Source organism: Fodinibius sp. GM21 (assembly GCF_058386955.1).
The window spans coordinates 98800-123328 of the sequence record NZ_JBYEIQ010000002.1 but is presented as its reverse complement, the minus strand read 5'-3'; the positions used below and the strand labels follow the sequence as shown (position 1 = coordinate 123328).

General features: G+C 42.4%; 27 protein-coding genes. 13 read left to right on the top strand and 14 right to left on the bottom strand.

Annotated elements, in window-relative coordinates:
• Nucleotides 1-224: 224 nt before the first annotated feature.
• Together ACT3IB_RS04285 and ACT3IB_RS04280 are read left to right on the top strand one after the other, a co-directional pair.
• Nucleotides 225-665, top strand: a complete 441-nt coding sequence (locus tag ACT3IB_RS04285; protein WP_491537795.1) for a hypothetical protein — start codon at nt 225-227, stop codon at nt 663-665.
• A gap of 44 nt (nt 666-709) precedes the next feature.
• Nucleotides 710-1267, top strand: coding sequence for a carboxymuconolactone decarboxylase family protein (locus tag ACT3IB_RS04280; protein WP_491537794.1), 558 nt, complete (start codon nt 710-712; stop codon nt 1265-1267).
• A 479-nt stretch (nt 1268-1746) separates the two neighbouring features.
• Here the strand turns inward: ACT3IB_RS04280 and ACT3IB_RS04275 are convergent, their stop codons facing one another.
• The 4 genes from ACT3IB_RS04275 to ACT3IB_RS04260 all read right to left on the bottom strand — a co-directional run bounded on the left by ACT3IB_RS04275 (nt 1747) and on the right by ACT3IB_RS04260 (nt 6579).
• A complete protein-coding gene (locus tag ACT3IB_RS04275) occupies nt 1747-2970 on the bottom strand; it encodes an acetate/propionate family kinase (protein ID WP_491537793.1) in 1224 nt (407 codons plus the stop codon).
• Between the two features lie 211 nt (nt 2971-3181).
• Nucleotides 3182-3508, bottom strand: a complete 327-nt coding sequence (locus ACT3IB_RS04270) for a hypothetical protein (protein WP_491537792.1) — start codon at nt 3506-3508, stop codon at nt 3182-3184.
• Between the two features lie 588 nt (nt 3509-4096).
• Nucleotides 4097-6106 carry a monovalent cation:proton antiporter family protein gene (locus ACT3IB_RS04265; RefSeq protein WP_491537791.1) on the bottom strand — a complete coding sequence of 670 codons (2010 nt, stop codon included), beginning with the start codon at nt 6104-6106 and terminating at the stop codon, nt 4097-4099.
• A 320-nt stretch (nt 6107-6426) separates the two neighbouring features.
• Nucleotides 6427-6579: a hypothetical protein gene (locus ACT3IB_RS04260; protein ID WP_491537790.1), complete on the bottom strand. Its 153-nt coding sequence runs from the start codon at nt 6577-6579 to the stop codon at nt 6427-6429.
• Between the two features lie 405 nt (nt 6580-6984).
• Between ACT3IB_RS04260 and ACT3IB_RS04255 the strand changes: the two genes are divergently transcribed.
• The 4 genes from ACT3IB_RS04255 to ACT3IB_RS04240 all read left to right on the top strand — a co-directional run bounded on the left by ACT3IB_RS04255 (nt 6985) and on the right by ACT3IB_RS04240 (nt 10348).
• On the top strand, nt 6985-7638 hold the full coding sequence (locus tag ACT3IB_RS04255; RefSeq protein ID WP_491537789.1) for an RNA polymerase sigma factor: 654 nt from the start codon (nt 6985-6987) through the stop codon (nt 7636-7638).
• Nucleotides 7639-7747: 109 nt separating this feature from the next.
• Nucleotides 7748-7945: a hypothetical protein gene (locus ACT3IB_RS04250; protein ID WP_491537788.1), complete on the top strand. Its 198-nt coding sequence runs from the start codon at nt 7748-7750 to the stop codon at nt 7943-7945.
• 327 nt (nt 7946-8272) lie between these two features.
• Entirely contained in the window at nt 8273-9229 is a 957-nt protein-coding gene (locus tag ACT3IB_RS04245) for a transporter (RefSeq protein ID WP_491537787.1), read from the top strand.
• Nucleotides 9230-9310: 81 nt separating this feature from the next.
• Entirely contained in the window at nt 9311-10348 is a 1038-nt protein-coding gene (locus ACT3IB_RS04240; RefSeq protein ID WP_491537786.1) for a DUF3179 domain-containing protein, read from the top strand.
• An 82-nt stretch (nt 10349-10430) separates the two neighbouring features.
• Here ACT3IB_RS04240 and ACT3IB_RS04235 read toward each other — a convergent pair whose 3' ends face one another.
• Nucleotides 10431-10853: a DoxX family protein gene (locus tag ACT3IB_RS04235; RefSeq protein ID WP_491537785.1), complete on the bottom strand. Its 423-nt coding sequence runs from the start codon at nt 10851-10853 to the stop codon at nt 10431-10433.
• 85 nt (nt 10854-10938) lie between these two features.
• Nucleotides 10939-11130 carry a hypothetical protein gene (locus ACT3IB_RS04230; protein ID WP_491537784.1) on the bottom strand — a complete coding sequence of 64 codons (192 nt, stop codon included), beginning with the start codon at nt 11128-11130 and terminating at the stop codon, nt 10939-10941.
• A 44-nt stretch (nt 11131-11174) separates the two neighbouring features.
• On the opposite strand from ACT3IB_RS04230, the gene ACT3IB_RS04225 reads away from it, so the two are divergent.
• Nucleotides 11175-11531, top strand: coding sequence for a DsrE family protein (locus ACT3IB_RS04225; protein WP_491537783.1), 357 nt, complete (start codon nt 11175-11177; stop codon nt 11529-11531).
• 105 nt (nt 11532-11636) lie between these two features.
• Nucleotides 11637-12665, top strand: a complete 1029-nt coding sequence (locus ACT3IB_RS04220; protein WP_491537782.1) for a sodium:calcium antiporter — start codon at nt 11637-11639, stop codon at nt 12663-12665.
• Between the two features lie 20 nt (nt 12666-12685).
• Here ACT3IB_RS04220 and ACT3IB_RS04215 read toward each other — a convergent pair whose 3' ends face one another.
• Nucleotides 12686-13444, bottom strand: coding sequence for an InlB B-repeat-containing protein (locus tag ACT3IB_RS04215; RefSeq protein WP_491537781.1), 759 nt, complete (start codon nt 13442-13444; stop codon nt 12686-12688).
• 268 nt (nt 13445-13712) lie between these two features.
• Here ACT3IB_RS04215 and ACT3IB_RS04210 point away from each other — a divergent pair, with 268 nt between their 5' ends.
• Nucleotides 13713-14507 carry a hypothetical protein gene (locus ACT3IB_RS04210; RefSeq protein ID WP_491537780.1) on the top strand — a complete coding sequence of 265 codons (795 nt, stop codon included), beginning with the start codon at nt 13713-13715 and terminating at the stop codon, nt 14505-14507.
• A gap of 16 nt (nt 14508-14523) precedes the next feature.
• Here ACT3IB_RS04210 and ACT3IB_RS04205 read toward each other — a convergent pair whose 3' ends face one another.
• The 3 genes from ACT3IB_RS04205 to ACT3IB_RS04195 form a co-directional block, all read right to left on the bottom strand.
• A complete protein-coding gene (locus tag ACT3IB_RS04205) occupies nt 14524-15243 on the bottom strand; it encodes an MliC family protein (protein WP_491537779.1) in 720 nt (239 codons plus the stop codon).
• Between the two features lie 77 nt (nt 15244-15320).
• Nucleotides 15321-15734 (bottom strand): DoxX family protein, encoded by a 414-nt coding sequence (locus ACT3IB_RS04200; RefSeq protein WP_491537778.1) that lies wholly within the window; start codon nt 15732-15734, stop codon nt 15321-15323.
• A gap of 203 nt (nt 15735-15937) precedes the next feature.
• Nucleotides 15938-17155, bottom strand: a complete 1218-nt coding sequence (locus tag ACT3IB_RS04195; RefSeq protein ID WP_491537777.1) for an MFS transporter — start codon at nt 17153-17155, stop codon at nt 15938-15940.
• Nucleotides 17156-17323: 168 nt separating this feature from the next.
• On the opposite strand from ACT3IB_RS04195, the gene ACT3IB_RS04190 reads away from it, so the two are divergent.
• From ACT3IB_RS04190 to ACT3IB_RS04180, 3 genes are all read left to right on the top strand, one after another.
• Nucleotides 17324-18094, top strand: coding sequence for a hypothetical protein (locus ACT3IB_RS04190; protein ID WP_491537776.1), 771 nt, complete (start codon nt 17324-17326; stop codon nt 18092-18094).
• Between the two features lie 419 nt (nt 18095-18513).
• Nucleotides 18514-19722 (top strand): DUF3095 domain-containing protein, encoded by a 1209-nt coding sequence (locus tag ACT3IB_RS04185; RefSeq protein WP_491537775.1) that lies wholly within the window; start codon nt 18514-18516, stop codon nt 19720-19722.
• Between the two features lie 185 nt (nt 19723-19907).
• Nucleotides 19908-20351: an Hsp20/alpha crystallin family protein gene (locus ACT3IB_RS04180; RefSeq protein ID WP_491537774.1), complete on the top strand. Its 444-nt coding sequence runs from the start codon at nt 19908-19910 to the stop codon at nt 20349-20351.
• Between the two features lie 76 nt (nt 20352-20427).
• On the opposite strand, the gene ACT3IB_RS04175 is transcribed toward ACT3IB_RS04180, so the two are convergent.
• The 3 genes from ACT3IB_RS04175 to ACT3IB_RS04165 form a co-directional block, all read right to left on the bottom strand.
• Nucleotides 20428-20550, bottom strand: coding sequence for a hypothetical protein (locus tag ACT3IB_RS04175; RefSeq protein ID WP_491537773.1), 123 nt, complete (start codon nt 20548-20550; stop codon nt 20428-20430).
• A gap of 135 nt (nt 20551-20685) precedes the next feature.
• Entirely contained in the window at nt 20686-21123 is a 438-nt protein-coding gene (locus ACT3IB_RS04170; RefSeq protein WP_491537772.1) for a hypothetical protein, read from the bottom strand.
• A gap of 17 nt (nt 21124-21140) precedes the next feature.
• Nucleotides 21141-21683 (bottom strand): RNA 2'-phosphotransferase, encoded by a 543-nt coding sequence (locus ACT3IB_RS04165; protein ID WP_491537771.1) that lies wholly within the window; start codon nt 21681-21683, stop codon nt 21141-21143.
• A 113-nt stretch (nt 21684-21796) separates the two neighbouring features.
• On the opposite strand from ACT3IB_RS04165, the gene ACT3IB_RS04160 reads away from it, so the two are divergent.
• Nucleotides 21797-22264, top strand: a complete 468-nt coding sequence (locus ACT3IB_RS04160) for a hypothetical protein (RefSeq protein ID WP_491537770.1) — start codon at nt 21797-21799, stop codon at nt 22262-22264.
• Nucleotides 22265-22390: 126 nt separating this feature from the next.
• Here ACT3IB_RS04160 and ACT3IB_RS04155 read toward each other — a convergent pair whose 3' ends face one another.
• Nucleotides 22391-24427, bottom strand: coding sequence for a S9 family peptidase (locus ACT3IB_RS04155; RefSeq protein WP_491537769.1), 2037 nt, complete (start codon nt 24425-24427; stop codon nt 22391-22393).
• Nucleotides 24428-24529 lie beyond the last annotated feature (102 nt).

Below are 24529 nucleotides of genomic sequence, written 5' to 3'. Positions count from 1 at the left end.
AAAGGAGTTCCTCCTTGGAGAAGGAGGTCAGGAGGATTGACACTTCTGCCTACTCTTACCTCACTGTTATGCTTTATCATTATTCGTTTTTGTAGCCTCCCATCTCGAAGCATCTTCAAATAAGGGAAAAATTGATAAGGATACGGGAATAGTGGTCATTCGCCTTCCGGTTTGTTTCAGTCATATTGGAGCAGAATCAAAATTGAAACAAACCAACTTGTGCTATGAAAGAATTAAACTGGAAGAAGGCGATTATCGCTGGAATAATCGGAACTATTTTATTTGATATCGTTGGCTTTCTCTTTACCGGCCAATGGTGGGACATCCCCGGTCTGCTGGGGCAAAAAACAGGACTGGGATTTGTCTATGGAATTTTTGGTCATTACGGAAACGGAATATTACTGGCCATTCTTTACACCGCCATTGCTCCTCACCTGTGGGGTCCATATTGGGTGCGACCGCTCATCTTTGTAACAGCAGAGACCATTGCCTTGGTCTGGCTGTTTATGCTGCCCCTACTTGGTGCGGGTGTCGCCGGTATTAACCAATCACCGATGACGCCAGTTGTAACGCTGCTGCGTCACTTCGCTTTTGCCCTGCCACTGATCTTTTGGGTGAATCAAGAGTTCACCAACCCACCCAAACAGGCAAAAGCTACCGCATAAGAATTTATCCACTAATAACAAGTAACAACAAACCGAATACTATTATGAATTTTCCAATTCACAATATTGATAATGCACCTGAAGACGCTAAACCACTCTTAAAAGCAGCCAAAGAAAATTTCGGATTCGTCCCCAACCTGTTGGGCGAATTTGCCGAAGCTCCGGCTGTGTTGGAAGGGTATCTCACATTGAATGAGATTGTCGGCAAAACCGACTTTTCGCCCGTCGAGCAGCAGCTGGCAATTTTGGCCGTAAGCATTGAAAACAAATGTCATTACTGCTCGGCCATCCATTCTACGATTTTGAAGAATCAGCTAAATGTTGATGAGGCGATCGTAAATGCAGTACGTAATGGTGATCCAGTGCCTGATGAAAAACTCAATGCTCTGGTTACTTATGTCACAAAGGCTGTTTCAAGCAGAGGGTTCGTAGATGAGGAGGATCTGCAGGCATTTATCGAGGCTGGATACAGCAAGAAAAATGTGCTGGAGGTCAACCTGATTATTGCGTTAAAAACAATCAGCAACTATACCAATCATCTAGCGAATACTCCGCTCGATGAAGCCTTTGAGGCGGAAAAGCTGGAGTTTCAGGCAGCTTAATTCTGATTTATTGGCAGATTAATGAAAGGGGGCTTACCTTTGAGTTAGCCCCCTTTTACTTTATAGTAAGTGTTTTTAATCCATCATCTTGAGGGTAGTAAATTAATTTAAATCATATAGTTCATTTTTGGTGATACATCAATCCCTATATATTGACCTAATAGACTATAATAGCCGTTTCTTTTATAACTTTGGATCAGAAGGCTGAGGGTTCGAATCCTTGCGGGCGTATTTTTTTAAGCCTTTAATTCGAAATGGGTTATGGGCTTATCTATTTGAATGAAAGTCCAACAATAGAAGCAGGTCACCTAAATTGAATAACAGAGCTAAGAACTTCCAACCAATATTAATGCAGGGTGTAAGGTGCTCTCTAGTTGCGTTGCCACTTTGGGGAGCGAGCGGGATGTATCCTGCCCCACTGCATATTGTTAAGGCAAGAAATTCAGTTACGGTTTCTCAAAATACAGAAAGGATCTGTGCTACACCCATGGAGATTGATCGGAGGCCTGGGCAATTTTTGCCGTGTCTATGGCAATAACCAACTCTTCATTGGTGGGAATGACCCAAACTTCTGTTTTGGATGAACCACTGCTTATTTTCTGCATCTTGCCCGATTCCGTTGATTCATTTTTTTCAGGATCAATTTCAATACCCAGTGCTTCCATTTGCTCAAGAGACTGCCGGCGGACCATTGCCGAATTTTCTCCGATTCCGGCGGTAAAAATAATGGCATCACACCCGTTCAAAGCAGCAATATACGATCCGATATATTTCTTTAAGTCATAGCAGAATACATCAATTGCCTGCTGGCAGCGACGGTCTCCCCGTTTTGCTTCTTCAGTGAGTTCTCTCATATCTGCTGCATAACCGCTCAGTCCCAATAAACCGCTATGCTTGTTCAACAATGCATGTAGGTTATTGAGAGACAGTTCTTCTTTTTCAACCAGGTAAAAGAGGATAGACGGGTCAATGTCACCTGAACGGGTGCCCATTACTAATCCTGACAGTGGAGTGAAGCCCATCGACGTATCAATCGACTTGCCGCCTTTTACAGCTGCAACGGAAGCCCCGTTTCCCAGGTGACAGGTAATCACCTTGGTATCCTCCACGGATTTGTCGGTGACATTGTAATATTGTCGGCTCACATAATAGTGTGATGTCCCGTGAAATCCATATTTCCGAATTTTATAACGGCGATATAGCCGGTTTGGAATGCCGTAAAGATAAGCTTTGGCAGGAAGTGAGTGGTGAAATGCCGTATCAAATACCGCAACATGGGGTATTTCAGGCAGATACTTCATTGCGGCTTCTATTCCTTTTAAATTCGGGGGATTATGAAGCGGAGCCAGGTCGAATGCCTGCCTGATAGCATCCTTGACATCTTCATCAATGAGAACCGAGTCTTTGAACATTTCACCGCCGTGAACAACCCGGTGACCAACAGCTTTAATATCATCCGTCGATGAAATTGCCGTATTGTCTGAATCCATGAGAAAATTCATAATTTCCTCCAGAGCCTTCACGTGATTTTCGATCTTACGCGTATCTTTTACTGATTTAAATCCTGCAGGCTCATGTTTAACAATGGAAGTGACCGCACCGATACGTTCCACGATACCGGAGCAGATCTCCTTTTGGTCCGAGGTTTCAATGAGATTGTATTTTACGGATGAACTGCCGCAATTGATCACAAGTACGATCATTATATTCTGTATCTAGAGATTGAGCAATTGATTTGAAAACAACTTAATATAGTGAAGGGGAATGAATGTTTAATAAAGGTTGAAGGATTCAAGTTGCAATGTGGTGATTTTCGCAGGTTTTAGAAGTTTGAAACGACTAGGTAGTCAGGTAAAAATATTACTGTTCTATTTTCATCTATTTGAAAGCCACGAATATATTTTATTAGTAAATTCATCTGTCAGACAGGTGTTTCAGCGCCCATATAACGGCCAAAGCAATAAGTAAGGCTAATGCTGTAAGCACAAGTGTTGTGATTGGCATAAACGGCCCCCAAACCAAGGAGGAAAGAACGACGACTGCTACCAGCGTGATAGCCCAAGCCACTCGAACTGGCTTTGCCCATTCCTGCCACCAGAAGATTGTCAAAACGGTTAGTATGCAAAAAACTCCAAGCGCGAGTTGTATAATAGTCTCAACTTGTTGTCCCATGGTTTTTGATCGCGGGTATTGATCTATACCGCCCGATAATGCCTCCCATGCAAGCAAAAGAAGTAGCACGGTGACGCAAATTAACAGAAAACGGTTCATGTAGACTTTAATATTCATCGTAAATCTCTTCAAAGCTAAACGTCTTGTGCTTATAGCGTCTTAAATATGTGCCTGCCAACTAAATAATAAACGATTAGAGTAAAAGCGAGATATCATTTCTATCTAGTGTTTTGAGAAGACAGGAGGTCTTTAGTAAGTCAGTCTCCGCCTTTTGGCTTTGCCCAGTGGTTCTCTCCTTCTTTAAGCAATAATAAGTTTAAAAGTATATTTACTTTTAAATATCAGATCTCTACATTGTTTTTAGGTTTGTCAATCACTTCTTAACCAAGAGAGCATGGAAAATTATTATGTTAACACTAAAACAAACGTCAGAGGCAATACAGAAGTACATAATTCTGATTGCAAAAACTTGCCTGGCAAAAATCAATTGTACGATTTGGGACTTCACCTTACTTGCACCAGCGCCGTTTTAAAAGCAAAAAGTGTGGGATTCATTTTTTCTAACGGATGCAAACATTGCATTGAAGAATGTTACTCCCATTCGAATAGAAAAAAAGGGATGGTTTATTAATTTGATTACATATCCCCATAGTAAATCTAGCCTCCCTGAGGCACCCTGAATAGCTCTGCACATTCTGCAAAGCGTTCTGCCAAACCTACTATCACCAGTCGGTCGCCGGCGTGTAGTTTAAAATTCCCGGCGGGATTGCCAATAGTTTTACCATCCCTTTTAACAGCCAGTACGGTTAAATTGTAATTATTACGAAGCTTTAATTCTTGCAACGTTTTCTCAGCTACCGGCGCCCCCTCTCGTATAACAACTGCCCGCGTATGCAAACCTTCATCATCCAGTCCCTGAAGCCCCATCAGATGAGCATCCTGAACACGATTCCTCAGAATTTCATAATCATGCGCCCGCAGAGTTTTGATATAATCTTCAATTTCATCCTGCGGTACTCTATACGCTCCCAGCACCTGTGAGAAGATGCGTACCGTGGTCTCCATCTCCTCCGGGATTACGTTGTCGGCTCCCAAGCTCTCAAGGTGATCGACATCTGACAGGTACCGGGTACGCACGATTATTTGAAGCGTTGGATTTTGATGGCGTGCTATCCTGATGATTTTCGGGCTTGTCGAAGGATCGTTGGTGGCAACGACCACTATCTTGGCCTTGTCGATGCCGGCCTTTTCAAGTATGTGGATGCGACCCGCATCTCCATAAATAGCAGCAATATCATTTGCTCTCATCTCTTCAACCGAATCAGGATTCATCTCAATAATTACATAGGGAATTCCGGTTTCATGCAATACCTGCTCCAAGTGACGGCCGGCAGGCCCATATCCGACAATAATTACATGATCCTCCAGGCTTCTCCGACTTTTTTTGCTCTCCCCTTTTGAATCCTGACCCAATTTATCTAATGCGGTACGCGATAGTAATTCACCCAATTTTGGACCGGCATTAAGCATAAAAGGGGTTCCAATCATTAATAATACTGATACAGCAATAAATATTTGCGAACCCAATTCCCCGGTCCCGGCCGGAGACATTCCGGCTACTCGTCCTGCTCGCTCGAGTACAAAAGAAAATTCACCAATTTGTGCCAGTGCCAATCCTGAAGCCGCCGCGATGCGTACAGGGTAACCGAGCGTTAGTAACCCAGCCGAAGTAATAACCACCTTTAATAAGATCACAAAAGCTGCAATTCCGAGCAGCAGGAGAGGATATTCTATCACATAGCTAAGGTCAAGCAACATCCCTACTGAGACAAAAAACACGGCATTGAAAATCGTACGCAGCGGTAGTATTTCGCTGAGCGCCTGCTCGCTGAATTCGCTTTCACTCACCACTAATCCGGCCAAAAACGCCCCAAGCGCCAGACTCACATTTGCCATACTGCTAAGCGCGACGGTACCAAAACAAAACGTTACTACTGTTAATAAAAACAGTTCCTGACTTCTTGTTTTTGCTACTTTCTCTAGTATCCATGGAACAATACGTCGAGCCAAGATGATAACGACTAAAATGAGGAGGACAGCTTTTCCAAGTATCCAAAATACATCATATCCCGTTTCGGATTGTCCGGCCAGAATTGGGACCAGCAATACCATTACAACAATTGCTAAATCCTGGAAAATAAGTACGGCCAACGAAAGCTGACCGGTGGGAGTATCGGTTTCTTTGCGCTGGGCGAAGAGTCCCAACACAATGGCCGTACTGCTCAGTGCTACCAGAAATCCTGTATAAATGGATGTGTTTAATGATACCTCAAAAAACGACAGTAAACCTACGACGACCAACGTAGTGACAGTCACCTGAAATCCGCCCCCTATTATGATCGCCTTCCGGATGCGATTTAATTTTTCTAGACTGAATTCTATACCAATGGTAAACAACAATAGGATCACTCCTATCTCAGCAAGTATATCTACGAGTTCTTGGTCCGGGACCAACGCCAGGGCATTGGGCCCAATTATTACACCGGCAATCAAAAATCCAACAATCGGCACCAGGTTAAGCTTATAACACAGGTAGGCAATACCCACACTCACCAGGAAGAGTGCCACAAGCTCATTTAAAAACGGAAGCCCTACAGCTAATATCATATAGATAAATTTGTCACAGTAATCCCTTGCTTAAGCATGCCTTAATATACTATTGCGGCAAATCTAAAAAAATAACTCCCGGTTACTATTTTAAAACCCAACTTAATCTACTTCAAAACCCCTGTAATTAAATAGCTTGAGGGAAAATCAATTATATGCTTGCACATACAATGATTAGTATTAGTGCAAAAATCCACCTATTCCGATTGAGGCTTGTCGTCCGGATCACTTATTCATGGTCCTGAAAATAGTTTTGAGCTCCTAACCGGGGTAGGGTATAGCTGGAACCTCATACCTCGTAATGCGGATTTAAAATAGTTTTATAAATAACGGTCGACCCAGGCTGCAGCCACCGAACCCACATATTTGGCATCCTCTTCGTTACTTAACAGGTGGTCGGCATTGTCCAGCGAAATGAAATTTTTTGGATGCTTTGCCAACTTGTAGATATGGGCCGCATTATCAATGCCCACTGTTTGGTCAATGGGGGGAACAAAAGATCACCAACGGCTTTTCAAGGTTTTCAACTACCGTGTTCATTGCTTGCTCTTTCCAATCATCCAAAAACTGCTTCTTAATAGTAAAGACACGTCCAGCCAACTTGAGACGGGCTTTCCCCTTCTTCTCGATCTCATCTTTTCATCCATGAGAAGATGGGCCACATGTTCAGAATTACTGGGTGCGGCGATCGTTGCCACCGCTTCGGCCGAAGAAACATGGTGTGCAGCCTGGAGCACTGCCGCGCCGCCAGATTTACATTCTGACTTCACTCAAATCCTATTTTTCATAGCCTGTTTGATTTGGAATAATTTTTCTTGTTGAATACGATCACAACTATATTTATTTATATACGCTCAAAGGCAATTAATATATGCAATATGCTCAATTGGTTTAAGAGATATCGTAAGAGTAACAAATCTTACGATACAAATGAAGAATGGGTTGAAGCCCTGAAACCTCCCGCAGATGAACAAGCTGTGGAATTACTGCGGGAAAAGTTAGTCCGTGGCCTTAAACCGGCGTTGCATAAATACGTTGACCGTGAACTGGATCAGTTTGTTGAGGATGTAGCTCAAGATGCATTGCTCAAAATTCTAGATAATATCGACACCTTTCGCGGTGAGAGCAAGCTCATTACCTGGGCTATGAAAATTGCAGTGCGTGAAGGGCTTACCGAGCTCCGCCTAAAGCGTTATGATGATATTTCGATTGAAGATTTAAAACCCACTGATGAAAGTCGTGAAGTCTTCTCTCTCTCAGTAGCCAGTGATGATACCAGTCCCGACCGCTCACTGCACGAATCGCAGTTGGTGGACAAGGTGATGCAGATCATCAATCAAGAGCTCACCACCAAACAGAAGAAAGCCATAAACGCTTTGATGATTCAAGGACTTCCGGTACCCGTTGTTGTCAAACAGATGGATACCAACCGAAATGCCTTATATAAGCTTGTCCACGACGCAAGACTCAAAATAAAAACAAAATTAGAGCTTGAAGGTATTGATCCCGATAAAATGCTTGATAAACTGTAAGATTTAAACACTTAATACCATCAGTGATGATGAGTAACAAAAGATATCACCAACTTATTATATGGAACTGACGCCCGACATATTAAAGAGCCTGATCAAATCAGCCCAGATGGCGACTGAACATGAGATCGGCTGTGATGAATGCTTTGAGGAGCTCCATGAGTTTGCCGAAATGGAGCTGGCCGGCAAATCGCCCGCCGAAGCCAAGCCCCTGGTAAAAGATCACCTTGATAAATGCGGCAGCTGCCGTGAAGAATATCAGGCGTTACTTGAGGCACTCCGAAATATTGAAAATGGTCAGGACTAACCTTATGAGCACTTTCTAAGGTCAGATTCTTTTTCAAACAGCTTTGCCAAACGCCACTCACTTAAATAGCACTATGCCTATCAACATTTGAAGTGTTAAGTGATGAATAAAACTGAGGCCTAAATATCATTCCTCCCGCTTTTTTCTCATTACAGCCTCCTTGTCTACCCTAATAGATAAATTTTTTAAACGGTCCCTCACGCAATCACTTTTAAATTTAAAAGTATTCGAGTAAGAAAACGTATCCCTAATTCGTCAAAAGGTTAGATGAGGATTTTTTGGAGATATTAGTAACCCACATCTCAACCTTAGTAAATATTCAGCGGTATGCATAATTATCTGAAAATATGGATCACATCATTAGTTTTGGGTATGATACTGCCGGGAGTAAGCCTTTCTCAGACCTGTAGCTGCGCAGGGGCTCCGCTAATTAGTTCACAAAGCGTAAGCACTACCTCGCAAGGCAACTTGTTATTGGGTATAACCTACGAGCACAATCAAATTTCCGAATTGTATCGAGCAAATAACAAGTTAACTAATCAAACAGTTAAGAGAAGTACCCAGTCAACTCTTATTGAATTAAATTATGGCATTACAGATCGCTTAACGGTCTCAGGAACGGCAACCTATGTACGAAAACGCCGGTTGGGACTACAAAGCAATGACGAACTTATTACAACCGGAATTGGCGACGGACTCGTGTTATTGAAATATGTTCTTCATCAAAATACAATCAAAGAGCAGTATCAGCTGGCCATTGGCGGTGGGGCTAAAATACCTTTTGGAAGAAGTTCACTGACCAATGACGGAATCGCGCTTAACCTTGATATGCAGCCGGGTACCGGAGCATGGGATGGGGTTGCCTGGTCATACTTTTCCAAAACCTTTGCCCCCGCTTCGACTATTAATCTATTTCTTTTCAGCACCTATCGAGCTACAGGCAGTACGGAGCGGTTTTCAACCAATGACAACTACGAATTTGGGAATGAACTGTTGGTTAACATTGGTGTAACTGATAAAATTACTTCGAACCTGTCTTATATCGGCGTCATAAATTACCGATCTACCAGTTCAGATGAACGAAACAATAACAAGCTACCCAATACTGGTGGCAAATGGATTAATTTAGAACCTGCACTGAAGTATCAACTTACCGACGGCTTATCCATTAAAGCTTCCGGGAAGATACCTGTCTATCAATATCTCAATGGTTTGCAACCGACAACCAGTTACACCGCATCACTGTCACTGTTTTATAACTTTGGCCAAAAAGTAATCTTTTAACAATAAGGTACCATCATTATGTATTTCATTAGGATACTGAGCATTACACTTATACTGTCAGGGTTTCTAGGATGCAGTTCGGTGACAAGCAACTCTGAATCTTCTTCATCAGACGATCCGGCTGATCAATCAGAATGGCTTCTTCCTGACGATGAAGTCATCAATGGCGGAGTGTCCAAAGATGGAATCCCCTCGGTGGATGAACCAAAATTTAAACCTACTTCAGAGATCGATTACGTTCAGGATGAGCGACTCATTGTAGGAGTTCGAATCGGTAATACCATAAAAGGATATCCCCACCAAGTGTTGGACTTCCATGAAATAATAAATGATCAAATTGGTAACCAGCCTATTTGTGTAACCTATTGTCCCTTAACGGGCAGCGGAATCGCCTGGGATCGTACTATTGATGGTGAAGCTGTTGAGTTTGGGGTATCGGGACTATTATTCAGAAATAACTTAATCCCTTATGACCGTAAAACCGATACCCACTATTCGCAGATGCTAATGCAGGGAGTCAGGGGAGAAAGATCCGGAACAGCGTTGGAGACATTTCAGGTAATTGAAACTACCTGGTCTACCTGGAAACAGATGTTTCCCAACGCACAGGTGCTCTCCAGAGATACCGGCTTTGGCAACTTAGGATATCAGGGATACCTGTACGGGGAAGATTACCTGGATGAAGATTCTCCACCTTTATTCCCGATTAGTGCGGAGGAAAAAGCTCTTGGCGGAAGGGGGTACAAAGAACGTGTCTTTGGTATCATTGACTCTAATGATGGCATATTGGACACCCAGAATTTCGTTATTGACAATTTTGGAACCGGAATAAACCTTCAACAAACAAGCACCCGGCATGCTGATTATATCGTTGTGGGAAGTGCTTCCCTAAACTTCGCGGTAGCCTTTAAAAGAGCATTATCCGATGGGACAAAGCCAGATTTCCAGCCTGTCCAAAATGCTCTTCCTGTTATTCTTACTGATGACGAAGGTAACCGATGGGATGTTTTTGGATATGCTGTTGAAGGTCCTCGAAAAGGAGAGCAGCTAACTCCAGCTGTTGCATTTACAAGTTACTGGTTTGCTTGGGGAGAGTTTTTTCTTTGGGGTAGGTTCTGATAGGTTATTAGCATAGTAAAAAGAAAGTTGCGGATGGCATTTCCAGCCACCCGCTTTAATAGGGATATCGTACTTTCTGGTATTAATTTATCTCCAAAGCTTCGACTTTTCTATTTAACGCATTTCCTTTAAATGCATATAGCAGCGATACAGCTATAATTAGTACCTGAAATTCCATTCCACGGCCCCCATTATTGCCCATATTAATTGAGTTCCAGCCATATTGGGCATGTACCATCACAATAGCCCCAATCATGATCACTGTAAATATTGATCCAGCAACACGAGTGGTCCATTCGGGACCGAAACCGCCCCAAAGCATTAGTAAAGCACCGCCAATTTCAGCAACCCCAAGTATTAGTACCATTGCAAAAGGCATCCCCATCATTGCGGATACATCTCCAGTCATCGCTACTTTGGGGAACCCGTGATAAATAAAAATTGCTGCCAATGATAAGCGTGGTAACCAGTGAGCTATTCCCGATAGTTTATTTAATTGATCCATAGTTTCTCTATTTTATTTCATAATTAAATGTTCAGTCATTTGATGGAATCAAAACTAATCATCTTACTTTTTTAGTCTGCCTCTATTACGCCAGTACCGGTTGGTCGTAGATCCTTGCCACAATCAATAAACCTCCTGCAACTCGTTCCACATGTAACAGGGTTTTCCGCAGATACACCTGAAGCAAACTATTGGCAAAGGTATAGACTAAAAATGTTGCCTCATCACTCTGCAAGGGCTTTTTTCTATTTTTAAAAGGTAAGAGTTCGACTTTCATAGTCATCAATAGGTATTACCAATCCCAAAAAGAACTTTTGATGTATGAATAAAGTAGCTATCGTTGTTTTGGCCGGTACAGAATCTCAAGAATCGTTAGGACGGGTTGTTAATGCTCTCGAACTTGCTAAAGAACTGCAGGAAAACAATGACGAGGTGAAAATCATCTTTGACGGTGCAGGAACTGAGTGGATTCCTAAGTTAGAAGACAAGGACCACGACGCCCATCCGCTTTATAATGCTGTGAAAGGAAATATTTACGGAGCCTGCCGATTTTGCGCAAAAGCATTTGGCGTACTTAAAGAGGTCAAGGCATCAGATATTGACCTCTTGGATGAATTCGATCAGCATCCCAGCCTGCGAAACTTTATCGTCAAAGGATACCAGGTTATAAATTTTTAGCTGCCGCGGTACTTGCCCCGATATGAAGAGGCCTATTTTATTTTTTTGATACCATTAATCTTCATTTATTGGTTTTCACAAGATTAACATACCTGGGAATAAACAATGATACTTTCTTTACTGCTGTGGACGGCGGTAGCTATTGTCGCAACCGGAATTCTGTGGAAGGGAAGCGGTTGGCTGGAACATGCCAGCGAAGGGTTATCAACTTATTACGAACTACCCGACATTGTACAGGGAGCACTGATCGTCGCTATTGGATCCAGCTTCCCCGAACTGGCTACCGTCGTACTTTCCACTATCCTGCATGGAGAGTTTGACTTAGGGGTTGCAGCTATTGTAGGTTCTGCTATTTTCAACATTCTCATTATCCCCGCCGCTGCCGGATTAGTTTCTAAAGATCCGCTGGAATCAAACCGGGACCTTGTGTATAAAGAGGCTCAGTTTTACATTATATCCGTAGCCGTATTGATCATCACTTTTTCCTTTGCCGCTATTTTTAATCCCATTGGCGCTACAGAAGGGATCATCTTGGGAGAAATGGACCGATCGCTGGCCTTGCTACCGCTACTCCTCTACGGTTTCTACATCTTTATACAGTATCAAGATACGATGGACTACGTTTCGGAGCGCGATTCGAGCAATATCAACCCGATAAAAGAGTGGGGGATGCTCATTGTTAGCTTGGCGGTTATTTTAATCGGGGTAGAACTGTTGGTTCGCTCGGCTATCGAATTCGGGGATCTACTGGGCACACCTTCGTTTCTATGGGGACTATCGGTCGTTGCCGCCGGTACCAGCATCCCCGATGCTTTTGTGAGCATAAAGAAAGCCCAAAAAGGAGACCCTATAACATCAACGGCAAATGTGCTGGGCAGCAATATTTTCGACCTGCTTGTCTGCATTCCCGCAGGTGTTCTTATTGCCGGCGCTACGGTTATTAACTTTTCTGTTGCCGCTCCGCTGATGGGCGCTCTTACGCTGGGGACCCTCCTCTTGTTTAGTTTCTTGCGCACTGATATGACATTAGACAGATGGGAGTCAGCCAGCCTTATTTTCTGCTACCTGTTATTTTTGCTGTGGATGGGACTCGAAAATTTTGGTATGATAGACTCTATCCCTTCACTGCCGTAAATAATCACCAACTTTGCTTGTCACAAAGTATAGTTGATAAACAGTGTTCCTGATGTTGTTCCACTCTCGGTATGGGTGGTATTATTCCGCATATCAACCTCCACCGTTCCCGACTGATCAGTAAGCACTAAATTACCTTCAATTTGAGAATCATTTACAATCTCCCACTCCAACGTTAAGTCCTCTCCGCTGGCGACCTGGTATTTTAATGTCCACACTACCTGCTGGTCGATATTGCTGCGAAAATCTCTGTACAGATTAAGATCATCAATTTCGAAATAAGCGTGCAGGGCGTCCCCAGGTGGGGCCGGCGGCGCATCCTGATCTACTCCACTATCATAACCATCACTGCCCCGGCTTGACTGTCCAAACCTAAGATCAACCGAATCTCCGGTGCTGATGGCAAACATCTGCACCGTATATACCGACCGCAGATCATCGAAGTTAGCCGTGATCTCCGTATCTTCGGTGATCGTAACAGTTACCGGGTTTTCTTGGGTATCGACGTCTCCGGTCCACTCTCGAAAAGTAAATCCCTCATTTGCCATAGCCTCAATTGTTACGTCTGTCTCTTCTTCAAACGTTCCACTGCTGGGATCTACCGAACCGCCATCAGAAGGGGTTTTTAGTACTGTCAAACTATACTCAACGGGTTCCGGGTCATTCCCCCCATTATTATCCCCACCACCATTGTCAGGTCCTGTTCCTCCACCGGAACCACAACTCCACAAAATGAGAGAAACTATTAATAGGAAACATAGTTTCTTAAAAAATTTCATTTTAGGCTCTCTATGTATATTTAACGTCATTTTTAAAGGTAAAAAATCTTACTGCCCAAGCACATCTATCAATCTTAAGGCTTTTTTAAGAAAACATTTTAATTCTTAAATAAAAATTGATTGTATTAAAATACCAAGACAACCTTTTATAACTTGTTTACTTTACTGTAGTTAGGTCTAACTTTTAATTAGAAAAGTTGAATAGTGCATTTGTACTTCAAATTGTTTTAATTGAAAGTACAACTTCATAAAAAAGCAGGGGGCTGACATGAAGAAACTACTCTTATCTTTTGTATTGTGCTTCGTCTTTTTCGCATCTTCATTTGGACAAACAGGGGGGGATCTTTACAAAAAGATTGACTACCTGAAAGTTAACCAAACCCAACTCGATCGGTTTTTGAAGGTAGTTGACAGGGATCTTACATCGGGATTTTCCTCTCTTCTTGAAAACGATGATGTCAAAGGATGGTATCTATACAAGGTAAAGTTTCCGGGAGGAGAAAAAAGCAATTATAATTTTGTGAGTATCACTGTCTCTTCATCCATAAATAATTTGGGTGATTACTTTTCTGACAGCAATGCACCCGGTTTTGTCCCTACGACTACAACCAAAGGGAGTACGAAACAACTTTCCAAACTTGCCACCCTTATTAAGTCCGAAATATGGAGAGTTAGAAATAGTGCTTTTGCCGATACAGGCTCAACGCCAAGCCGATATATATCGATGGACTACATGAAGGTGGCACCGGGCAAAGACCCCGACTATTTAATGCTGGAGGATGAAATAGCCAAGCCCATCCACTTGGAACGTATTGAACAGGATCGCATGGCCGGCTGGGAAGTATATTCCCTCATTTTGCCATCGGGGATGAATTATGGCTACAATTTTGCGACCGGCAATCATTTTAAGGAGCTGGAACATTTCGAGTTTGGCTTGAACGAAGAAATTATCCAACAAACCATGGGTCAAAATAGCAACGTCCCCGAGCTTTTTAAAACGATTTATAACACCCGGGATCTCATTAAGGTTGAACTCTGGGAACTTGTTGACCATCTTCAATAACCATTCAAAAAATAATCTACTGTAAATATCGGCCGCATCCTCTGTAGGTTTCACCGTCTACAGTTACTGTTACGGTTTGCGGGAAATCAAAGCCGCTCATACTATCCGTACAGGGAGTATCTGCTATCACCAGTTTTAGTGATTGCTGCGCATTTTTTACCCGATACACCGTTCGCCTGCCGTGGTCGCCTGTATCCGGGGCCGGGGACTCGACGATTAAAGTGTCCCTGCCATAGTTTCCCACGTACGTAAGCAGACTATCTCTTTTAAGCTCTAAAAACCAGCCAGGTTCCTGTCCCAAGGCCCTAAGGTCTACTCCTCGGAGTTTCGCTGCTGCCCACGAACGCTCTTGGGGTACAGATTGACAAGTTGTAAATGATCCTTTTGGTTTTTGAAAGATGGCCTCATCACCCTTGCTCCAGTATAGATAAGAACCTCCTTCGTAGCGAGCACCCGACCCGGCTTCTACGGGCAATACTTTGAGCGTCGTATCAGACAAAAAAAGCCAGGTACTGTCCTTGGTTACGTGAGCAGTGAACGTAAGAGTATCACCACAGTTATATACAAAAACATCATCCGTATCTACAGACTCAAAACTGGGTATTGTAGAATGTTTTATTGCACTACTTTGATCATGTGATACCTTCTCAGCACGCTGACCGCAACCCAAAACTAACATGAACAGGCTTAAGAATATGGTCAGACAGATATATTTGTATCGACGTAAAAGATCCATTTTTAGAAACGAACATATAAAAGGGAGAGTACCTCAAGATACTCTCCCTCTCTAAAGTTTTTCTTTCGAACTAATTTCTAACTTTTATCCATGGAGTATTTACCGGGTCCAAGCAAGAAAATAACAATAAAAGATAGTAAATATAGTACCGGAAGTTCCATATCGCCAAACCAGTCACCACCGGGCAGATGTACAAAGAATACAGCCACTGCCATATTGATGGTTAATATCAACGAAGCCAGACGAGTCCAGAATCCAGCTATAATTAAAAGCGAACAAATTGCTTCGGCAAAGGCAGCCAGAATCAATGATGCTGTTGGCCCAATCCCTATGGGATCCAAAAATTGAAATTCGCCTCCAAAAACACTCATTAATTTCCCCCAACCGTGACCGTATAACATAAAGAAAGCAACAAAAATACGGAAAATGGCTGCAGATGTTCCAGCATCTACGAATTCACCTAACTTAGAAGAACGTAATCGATCTAACATAATACCCCTTTTTTATTATTAATTGTTCTTTCTTATTAAACGATTTAATATTGAATTATGCTAATAAATTAATCCTAAACCACATATAATTATAAAAAAAGTAATGGCGTTCCCCGACTATTATTTAGGATAACAGTATCTGATCTCAGCTTAGGCAAAGGCCATACTTGTTCTCAACAAATTTTTATTGCTCATACCCATATTCAAATTGCTCGCTCATTCGAAAAATTAAATGCAGCATAAGCCATTAACGTAGCAAAACCTATAGTCGCAATTGCTATGAATATAATTGATTCCATTGCCATTCCTTTATCAATGGCCCAACCCATTAAAAATGGACACAGCGCTGTACTCAAAACCATAAGCGAAGAAAAAAGTGATCGCACGGTACCAATAATATCGGTACCATAAAGCTCAGCCCATAGCGCTGACTTTATATTGCTCCCCATCCCCATCGTTACACCTATAAGTAACATGTAGGCAAAGGCAGACCAGCTTCCGGGATGATAATAGGCAAATACCAATCCGGCCCCAAAGGGAAGCACATAATAGGGGATAAGTGTTTTTGCACTAAAATAATCAATCAACGGACCTATGGAGATGGAGCTTACCACTCGGCTGGCAGCAAAGGCTACAAAAGCCGAAGCGATTAATGTTGCCGACCATCCCAGCTGCTCAGCGATTGATACCTGATACAAAAACAGTCCTGTTGCCCAAAAGGGCGGTAATAGAACTACAGGTGTTACCAGCCAGATACGGTAATCCTGGGCTAACATACGGTATATTTGCCAGCTGTTATCAGTAGCTTGAGAGTCTTCGCCCGTATCATCAACATTTCTATACTTGCGACTACTGAGAATAAAACGAACAAGCGGTATAAAGACCAGGGCAATTACTAACACAATAATTCCCCAGGTCATGCGCCAGCTAAAAATACCCAGCAGTCCTGCAATAGCCAATGGCAAAATGCCTTCCCCAATAGGATATCCCAGACTGGAAATACTTAGGGCTTTCCCCCGCTGATGTACAAAATAGCGTGCCATGGCGGTCTGAGCAGTATGGCTACTAAGCCCTTGCCCCGATAAACGAAGCAGTACCAATCCCACAAATAATAATGCCACATGCCAGGATAAGGCTACCGTAATACTTGCCACCAGCAATCCGGCTGCCACCATCTGGCTGTACATTCGAAGCGGCAGGTCATCTATCCACTTTCCCAGGTAGGGCAATAAACCTGCACTTGTGAGTGTAGCAACGGAATAAAAACTGCCGAAAGTAGCGTTGGAAAGGGAAAAATCCTTCAAAAAGTAGGGGACAAACAGGGAGATCAGAAATGTTTGTCCAAAGCTGGACATAAATGTAAAAGAGAGCCCAAACGACAATATGCGTTTTTCTCTGAGGGCAAAACTAAGATAGTTCACTAAGGTGATACCAATTGGGTGTTGTCTGAAATGAAGCCCCAAAAATACGGTTAATCCATCAGAACATAAACTTATTAGTATTCAAACCAGCATGCTTGAACTTCATCGAATCTCTTATAAATTACGGGGTCATATTCTTAGATTTCGTCATTAACTCAACGGTATCATATGTACGAGAACAAGGAAACCCATAGCTGCAACCCGCCCGGCACGCATCTCGAGCAGGTCACTCATCCCGGTGGCATCGACCGTTCTATCGAAAAAGCCATTATCATGGAGCACCGCTTTGCCTTCTTTTTTTGGATGAAATGGCGAAATTCCCTCAGTAAAAACGAGCATCTTAAACAATCCGCACCAACGCTCATTACCATCGACTGGCATCGTGATCTGGCTCCGGTCCCTGACGATCAGAAAAAAAGATTAACACAGTTGGACCAAAGCAATCACTTTGATGTGGCTAATTACGTCTGGGCACAATTTGACCAAACCAATGACGGCCATATTTTATGTGCTTCCTGGCTCAACATAATTGGAGATATTGTACTGCTTCAAAACACAACGGACTATCAACAGAGCACCGTTAAAGACAGGAATGGAAATGATCACGGCATTTTTGAGTTCCGTGATCTTGATCGGTTCCAGGAATTTCTGCTCGAGCGAAGCGACCAAAATATATTCTTTGATATCGACCTCGACTATTTTATCCACGGCAAGGGTAAACAACATTACTCTGAAGACTTCAATCGCTACTCCGATAAAGAAATCAAACAAGTCGTCGATATATCAAAGCCGGTTTTTCAGCATATTCTACCAAATATTGATGGTGTTACCATTGCCCTTGAACCGGGTTACTGCGGCGGAATTGTAAATTCTTGCCAAATTATGGATCAGTTTCACTCCCAGCTTTTTACCGAAAATAACGAGTGGAAGCATCTATAGGAGGGGTAGATAATAATATTCAATTATTTCCATCCCGGTGACAATACAGTTTACATCCATCGTTTTTAGATTGTCGCATCATGGACCAACGGACCGTCAAACACATCAAGCGAATTTATTACAGCTCCATAAAAGAAATGTTTTTTGACCCATTTTCGAGAAAATACTGACAACTTATATTCCACAGTGTGCCCCCAATAACTCACTAATTGGTATAAACTGCGCTCTGAGTTTCGAACGATTAACGTAAAATGGCGGGATGAACAATATTCCCTGAAAGAATACCTGAAGCATAGGGCTATCGTTACCGAAATTGCCAAAAAGGAAATCAAAAAATAGAGATCGATCCACAGTCATTAAAACCTCACGACCGCTAATACAATAATTCCATCCCAACCGAATACTTTTTGTATGTTTTGGTGGCTTACAAAAAGGGAATAAACACAATTACTTTGGTAGAAAGCAATAACTTTTACGCAAATCTTCCGGTTATTGAAAATTTTTTTGATGCTTCAAATCAAGAAAATTTCCACCCCCTTCCCGATGATTGGTACGTAGCCGTAACCGACATTGTAAACTCCACCGACGCTATTAGCAATGATCGTTATGAGGCTGTAAATATCTTGGGCGCATCACCCATAGTGGGGATCTTGAACGTAGCTGATCGTGAAAGGATCCCATTTACATTTGGCGGAGACGGTGCTTCGTTTTGCCTGCCGCCCAACTTGCTAAGGGATACCCGGCGTGTTTTAGGAGGATGCAAAACCATAGGAAAATTGGAGTACGATCTCGATTTACGGGCGGCAATTATTCCCCTTTCATATATTCGTGACCAAGGATATGACATACAGGTTGCCCGATATCGGGTATCTGAATTCTATAGGCAAGCAATTTTTTCGGGCGGCGGCTTAAATTTCGCAGAAGAACTATTAAAAAAGCCGGATTCTGATACTTTTCGGGTCCCTGCCTTAGAAGATCCCCAAACAGTAGATTTTAGTGGGCTGGAATGCCGCTGGCAAAAGGTGAAGCAACCTCAAAACGAAGTCATCACCATGATGGTAAAATGCAATCCAACTATAGGTCAGCCTCAAGAAATTTACGAGCAAGTATTTCAAAAGATGCGCGCGACCTTTGGTTTTGATGATAAAACCAATCCCATAAACATACCCGGTCTTTCCATGACGTTATCTTTCTCCAAACTTATGGAAGAAGCCCGATTTCGAACACACGATCAGAGCTGGCTAAAACGCATCGGTTACATCCTTAAAGTTCAGCTTCAAACCATTATCGGCAAAGTATTAATGGCGCTAAATTATGAAACGGCGGCCACCGATTGGTCGCTCTATAAATCAGATCTGGCCTTAAATTCTGATCACCGCAAATTTGACGATATGCTGCGGGTAGTAATCAGCGGCAGAAAATCTCAACGTCAGAAGTTCGAAGCGTTTTTGAATGAGCAATTTAATGAGGGGAAGTTGGCTTACGGTATGCACTTAACCGATGCAGCCATGATAACCTGCATGGTTTTTCAATATCATCGCGATCACATCCATTTTGTGGATGGCAGTGGCGGGGGATACGTATCCGCAGCCCAGCAATTAAAAAAACGGCTCCAGAGTCTTCAATGACTTTTTTGCAGTTTATGTTTGCCAAAAAATACTATCTGATACTGGCCCTTTTGTCAAAATTTCAAGCTAAATGGCACTGGCACAGCGTTTGTACCCATAACAATGAGAATGTGATGAATATCCATCACACTCATGAGTAATTAGAACTGCTAAATGAAATACGTTAGGAGGTATTTGCTATGCTGATGAGACAAAACAAATTCCCAACATTATTCAGCGATCGAGGACGAAGTCGCAGTACGAGTCCGCTTCGATTCTCTGATATGCTCGATGAAATGATGGAAGATGCATTCTCGTGGAGCAAAGGAACATTTGTACCCGAACTCAACGTCTATGAAACAGACAAAGAGTTCGAGATAACAGCTGCTCTACCGGGAATGAGCAAAAACGATATAAACATCGGGTTTGAAAACAATACGATAACCATAAGTGGTGAGCGCAAACTAACAGAAGAAGAAGGTACCAAGTATCATCGTATTGAAAGCCGCTTTGGCAAGTTTGAACGCTCGCTGCCACTACCCAATGTTATTGATGAAGAAAACATCAGTGCCACTTATGACAACGGGGTACTGACAATTACGGTACCCAAATTGAAAGAGAAAGCCGGTAAAAAGATTGAAGTGAATTAATAGGAACCGGCTGACTTATTAAATTAAAAGCCGCGGGTCCCCGCGGCTTTTTTATTGATTTTATTTTAGTTTGGAATTAGGAGGTTTCCTTTTTGGATTCATCCTCCCTTCTCTTCTTAACTTGGTCGATTACGATCGGAATAATAAAGAACAGTGATGCAATCGCACTGATAATTATCGTTGTTAAATCTATATTCATTGTTCAAAACTGTTTTAAAAGTAAGATTCTGATATACCGACTCCATTACTTTCTCAAATTTCGGTTATATCAATTTATGATGGCGAAGGCTATCAAAATATTCTGAGTTTGATAGCCTGCTGTACATTAAAACAGCTATAGAAAGGCGTGGAAGGGAAAAATAAATTTTAAAAGGAGAGGAGATCGATCTACAAAATGATAAATCTGCAGATAAACGGTTGTCCAATTTTCTGCAGCTAATGCAATAAATTTATAACCTGCCAACTTTTCTCGCTCCTCTGCCGAGAGCAAGGGAGCAGGAATATTGGATACACTTAATCCACTTTCTAACGGATGGAAAACATTAAACAGGTTCGGCTGTGCAAGGGGATGTGTGGATTGCTCATTTTCTTCTTTCGCGGGTGAAACAGCAGCCCTTTCCTCCATCAGAGGCTGGGCCTGTACCAACGAGTGGCTAAACAATGCAACGGCAAAAACGACCAACCATATGTTATACAACTTCCTCATCAGTGAGGTAATATACGAATAACATACCCCTGTTGCTGTACTAAGATTGTGAGGATTAAAGTTCATTTCCTTTCTCCGTTTTTTTAGAGCTCTTCAATATATTGATACGGCACATAGCTCGTTAACCAGATACTTCCCTCACTTTCGGATTGATAAAAATCATACCCCTTGTGACTCATCTGTCCTGCAAACACCAAAAGGATCTTTGGTTCTCCATGTCGCCCACCTACATTAAGAGCTTCATCAACAGTAGTGGATAGATGAACAAAATTTCGACTTCGGGCTTGAATACCATCCGCAAAAATCGATGCCACATTATCCCGAGCCGTTCCGTGATATAATTTTTCGGGCGGGGCTTTCGGTTTTAACTGCAAATCCACATCAATGGAATGACCATAGCCTGCTCGGATGTATTTACCATCACTGCTCAAAATAAATCGCTGCTTCGAACTGTTTTCAAGGATTTGTTGAATAGCATCCCGGTCTAAATTTCTTCCTTCATCTTGAGACTTTTTAATCAGCTCAGATACCTCGGCCCAGCCATTATCATCCACCTCCAAGCCAATATCCTCGGGATGATGGCGCAATATATAGCTCATAAATTTACTAAGTGCTGTTACATCCATCTGTAAATCTGTATTAAATATTTGGCAAACCCCGTGTTAGTCTTTCATTTTAAGTTATTAATAGATATATAACATTTCTCTTTGTTGGTACTAACACAAATTTGCAGATGATTATGGAGCAAGATGTTAAAGAGTTTTCACTTAGGACAAAATCCAAATGGGGGATGATCTTTTTGTTTTCACTGGTTGGCGGACCCATGCTGTATGCTGCATATCTCAACTATAATGTGGGCGAAACGCTATTTGCTGGCCTGATGGTAACCCTATTTCTGCTTTGGGCTGTGGTTATTGTAGTTGCAATCGGTTTTAAAATAAAATTAACGGATACCTCTCTTCACCGGCAGGGTTTAATTTCACCAAGCATTATTGATTTTACAGATATAAAAGCTATCCACTTCGGATCTACATGGTCTAATTTTTATGTTGAGTCGGAGGATAAAAAGATCTTTTTTGGAAAGGATTTTAATAATTATGAAAATATTTTGAAGGGCATTGTGAACGAGGTACGTGAAGTCAAAGACCTTGAAGAAGTTGATCTGCTGGGTGATCCCGAAAATATTGAAGAATATGTTGGCAATTAGTCCTCACCGTATACCAGCAATATAATCTGATTATTTACAAGTCTATTCTTTTCTAAAGGATTGGCAAATAAAAATCCCCTCCTGCAAAAACAGAAGGGGATTTGAATATTACTGACTGAATCTAACTCAGTTTTCAACAGCCGTTTTTTCGACTTCAATCTCCACATCAGGACGCTCTTGCTGCTGTCCTTTCAAATATTGATTAAACCATCGCATCATGCGCAGGTTATAGTCATAACGCGCCGTCGAATTGCGGTTACCGTGTCCTTCTCCGGGATACAATACCAAACGGACAGGAGTATCGGTACGTGTTTTAATATGACGATACAACTCGTAAGACTGACCCGGGTTAACCCGCGTATCTTCTTTTCCATGCATAATCAACAGGGGCGTATCTGCTTGTCCGGCATAATAAATGGGACTCCGCTCCAGATATTTTTGGTAATTCTCCCAAATACGCTTGCGGGTATGAACCAGATAAAGCTCTTCAGGAATATCGCTGGTTCCCCATTTTGATATGTTATCACTTATACCAACAAACATAACTCCGGCAGCAAAACGATCGGTATACTTCGTGGCCATCCATCCGGTAGCATATCCACCATAAGAACCACCGGTGACCCCCACTTTGTTATCGTCTGCCAATCCTTCTTCTACCAGCTCATCAACGCCTGCAACAATATCGTCAAATTCTGCTCCGGCCAAATCGCCCTGACTGCTCTTGGCAAAAGTTTCTCCACGGCCGGTACTTCCTCTATAGTTCGGATAAAAAACAAAATAGCCCTGTGCGGCACCAACTTGACCGGCATCAGAATAGTTTGTTACCCAGCCATGATTGTAATGCGCTTCAGGTCCGCCGTGCACGGTAGTAATCACAGGATATTGCTTGCCTTCTTCATAATCAACGGGATACACCAAAATACCCTGCAGCTCAGTGCCGTCATCCGCAGTCCAGGTGATCACTTTTTGTTTACCCAGTTTCTTCTTCGCCAGCCAAGCGTTGGTGTTTGTCACTCGTTTAACGTTATTATCCGCTAATTGGTACAATTCTCCGGGATGGCTCGCAGAACTCGCTGCAAAAACAGTAGCTCCATTGGAAGCTCGATCAAAAAAGGAAAGGTTGTTCTCACCTTTACCTATAATCGTATTCATATTCGATCCATCGGCATTGATACTGCCGTATGTTGACCATACACCTTCGCTACTTAGATAGTGCAGCTTATTATTTCCTGTCCATTTAAACTGCTCGAACATTCCCTTGTACTGTGGCTTCAACTGTGTAGGCTCACCACCATCAGCCGAAACAATAAACAATCTTCCCGCTATCGTATCATGGATATCGGCGCCGGCAAGCATTGCCAGTTTACTCCCGTCGGGACTCCAGCCAATCTGTCCGAGTTTTCCATTATGATCAACTTCGGCCAATACCTCTTTGCCCATGTGATCAACCACTTTTACCTGCTGCTTCATGTAATAGTCATCAACCAGTGGAGTAGGAGCAACACCTATAGCAATCTTTTCACCATCAGGACTCCACCGCATTTGATAAATCGATCCTTCTACCTGTACCTGGTGTGGACCGTGGTCGGGCTGTTCGACATTAGCCACATAACCACGTCGCTGCTTAAGGTTTTCTTCATACACTTCGGGATGATAGGGCAATGACGACCGTTCAAAAGTAATGGTATCTTGTGCCATAAAAGCGATATGATTTCCATCAGAAGCCCACTCGTAATCACCGATAGCCGTCTCAAAGGAATAAATTTTCTGGGCTTCTCCTCCATTCATCGATATTTCGTACAGGCTCGTCGTTTCATCGGATGACCGTTTTCCCAAAAACGTAATGGAATTATGATTGGGACGAAAAGCAATATCGCTAACGCTCATCGTGGTTACATAAGGAATGGAATTACCCGTGCCCAGGTCGGCAAGATACAAGTGATAACTTGCCGGCTTATTTTCCTTTTCGGGATCAGCTTGCTTCTGCAGGGTATAAATTGCTTTTTCTCCGGATGGAGCAATCGCAATCTCATTCACCTGTTGCATCTTGGCAACATCTTTTGGGGTTAACCCCTGATCTGATTGTGCTGCCAATGGCTGTACAGCTACAAAACAGATCATAAATACAAACAATAATGGTTTTTGTAGTGATGATGGTATCATACTTATTCTCTGATTTTTGTTGATTGTTTTGAAGATTTCATACACCTGTTTACTCACTTTTTTACAACATAGAAATTGCGCTTCATTGTTTCTTCAATAAAC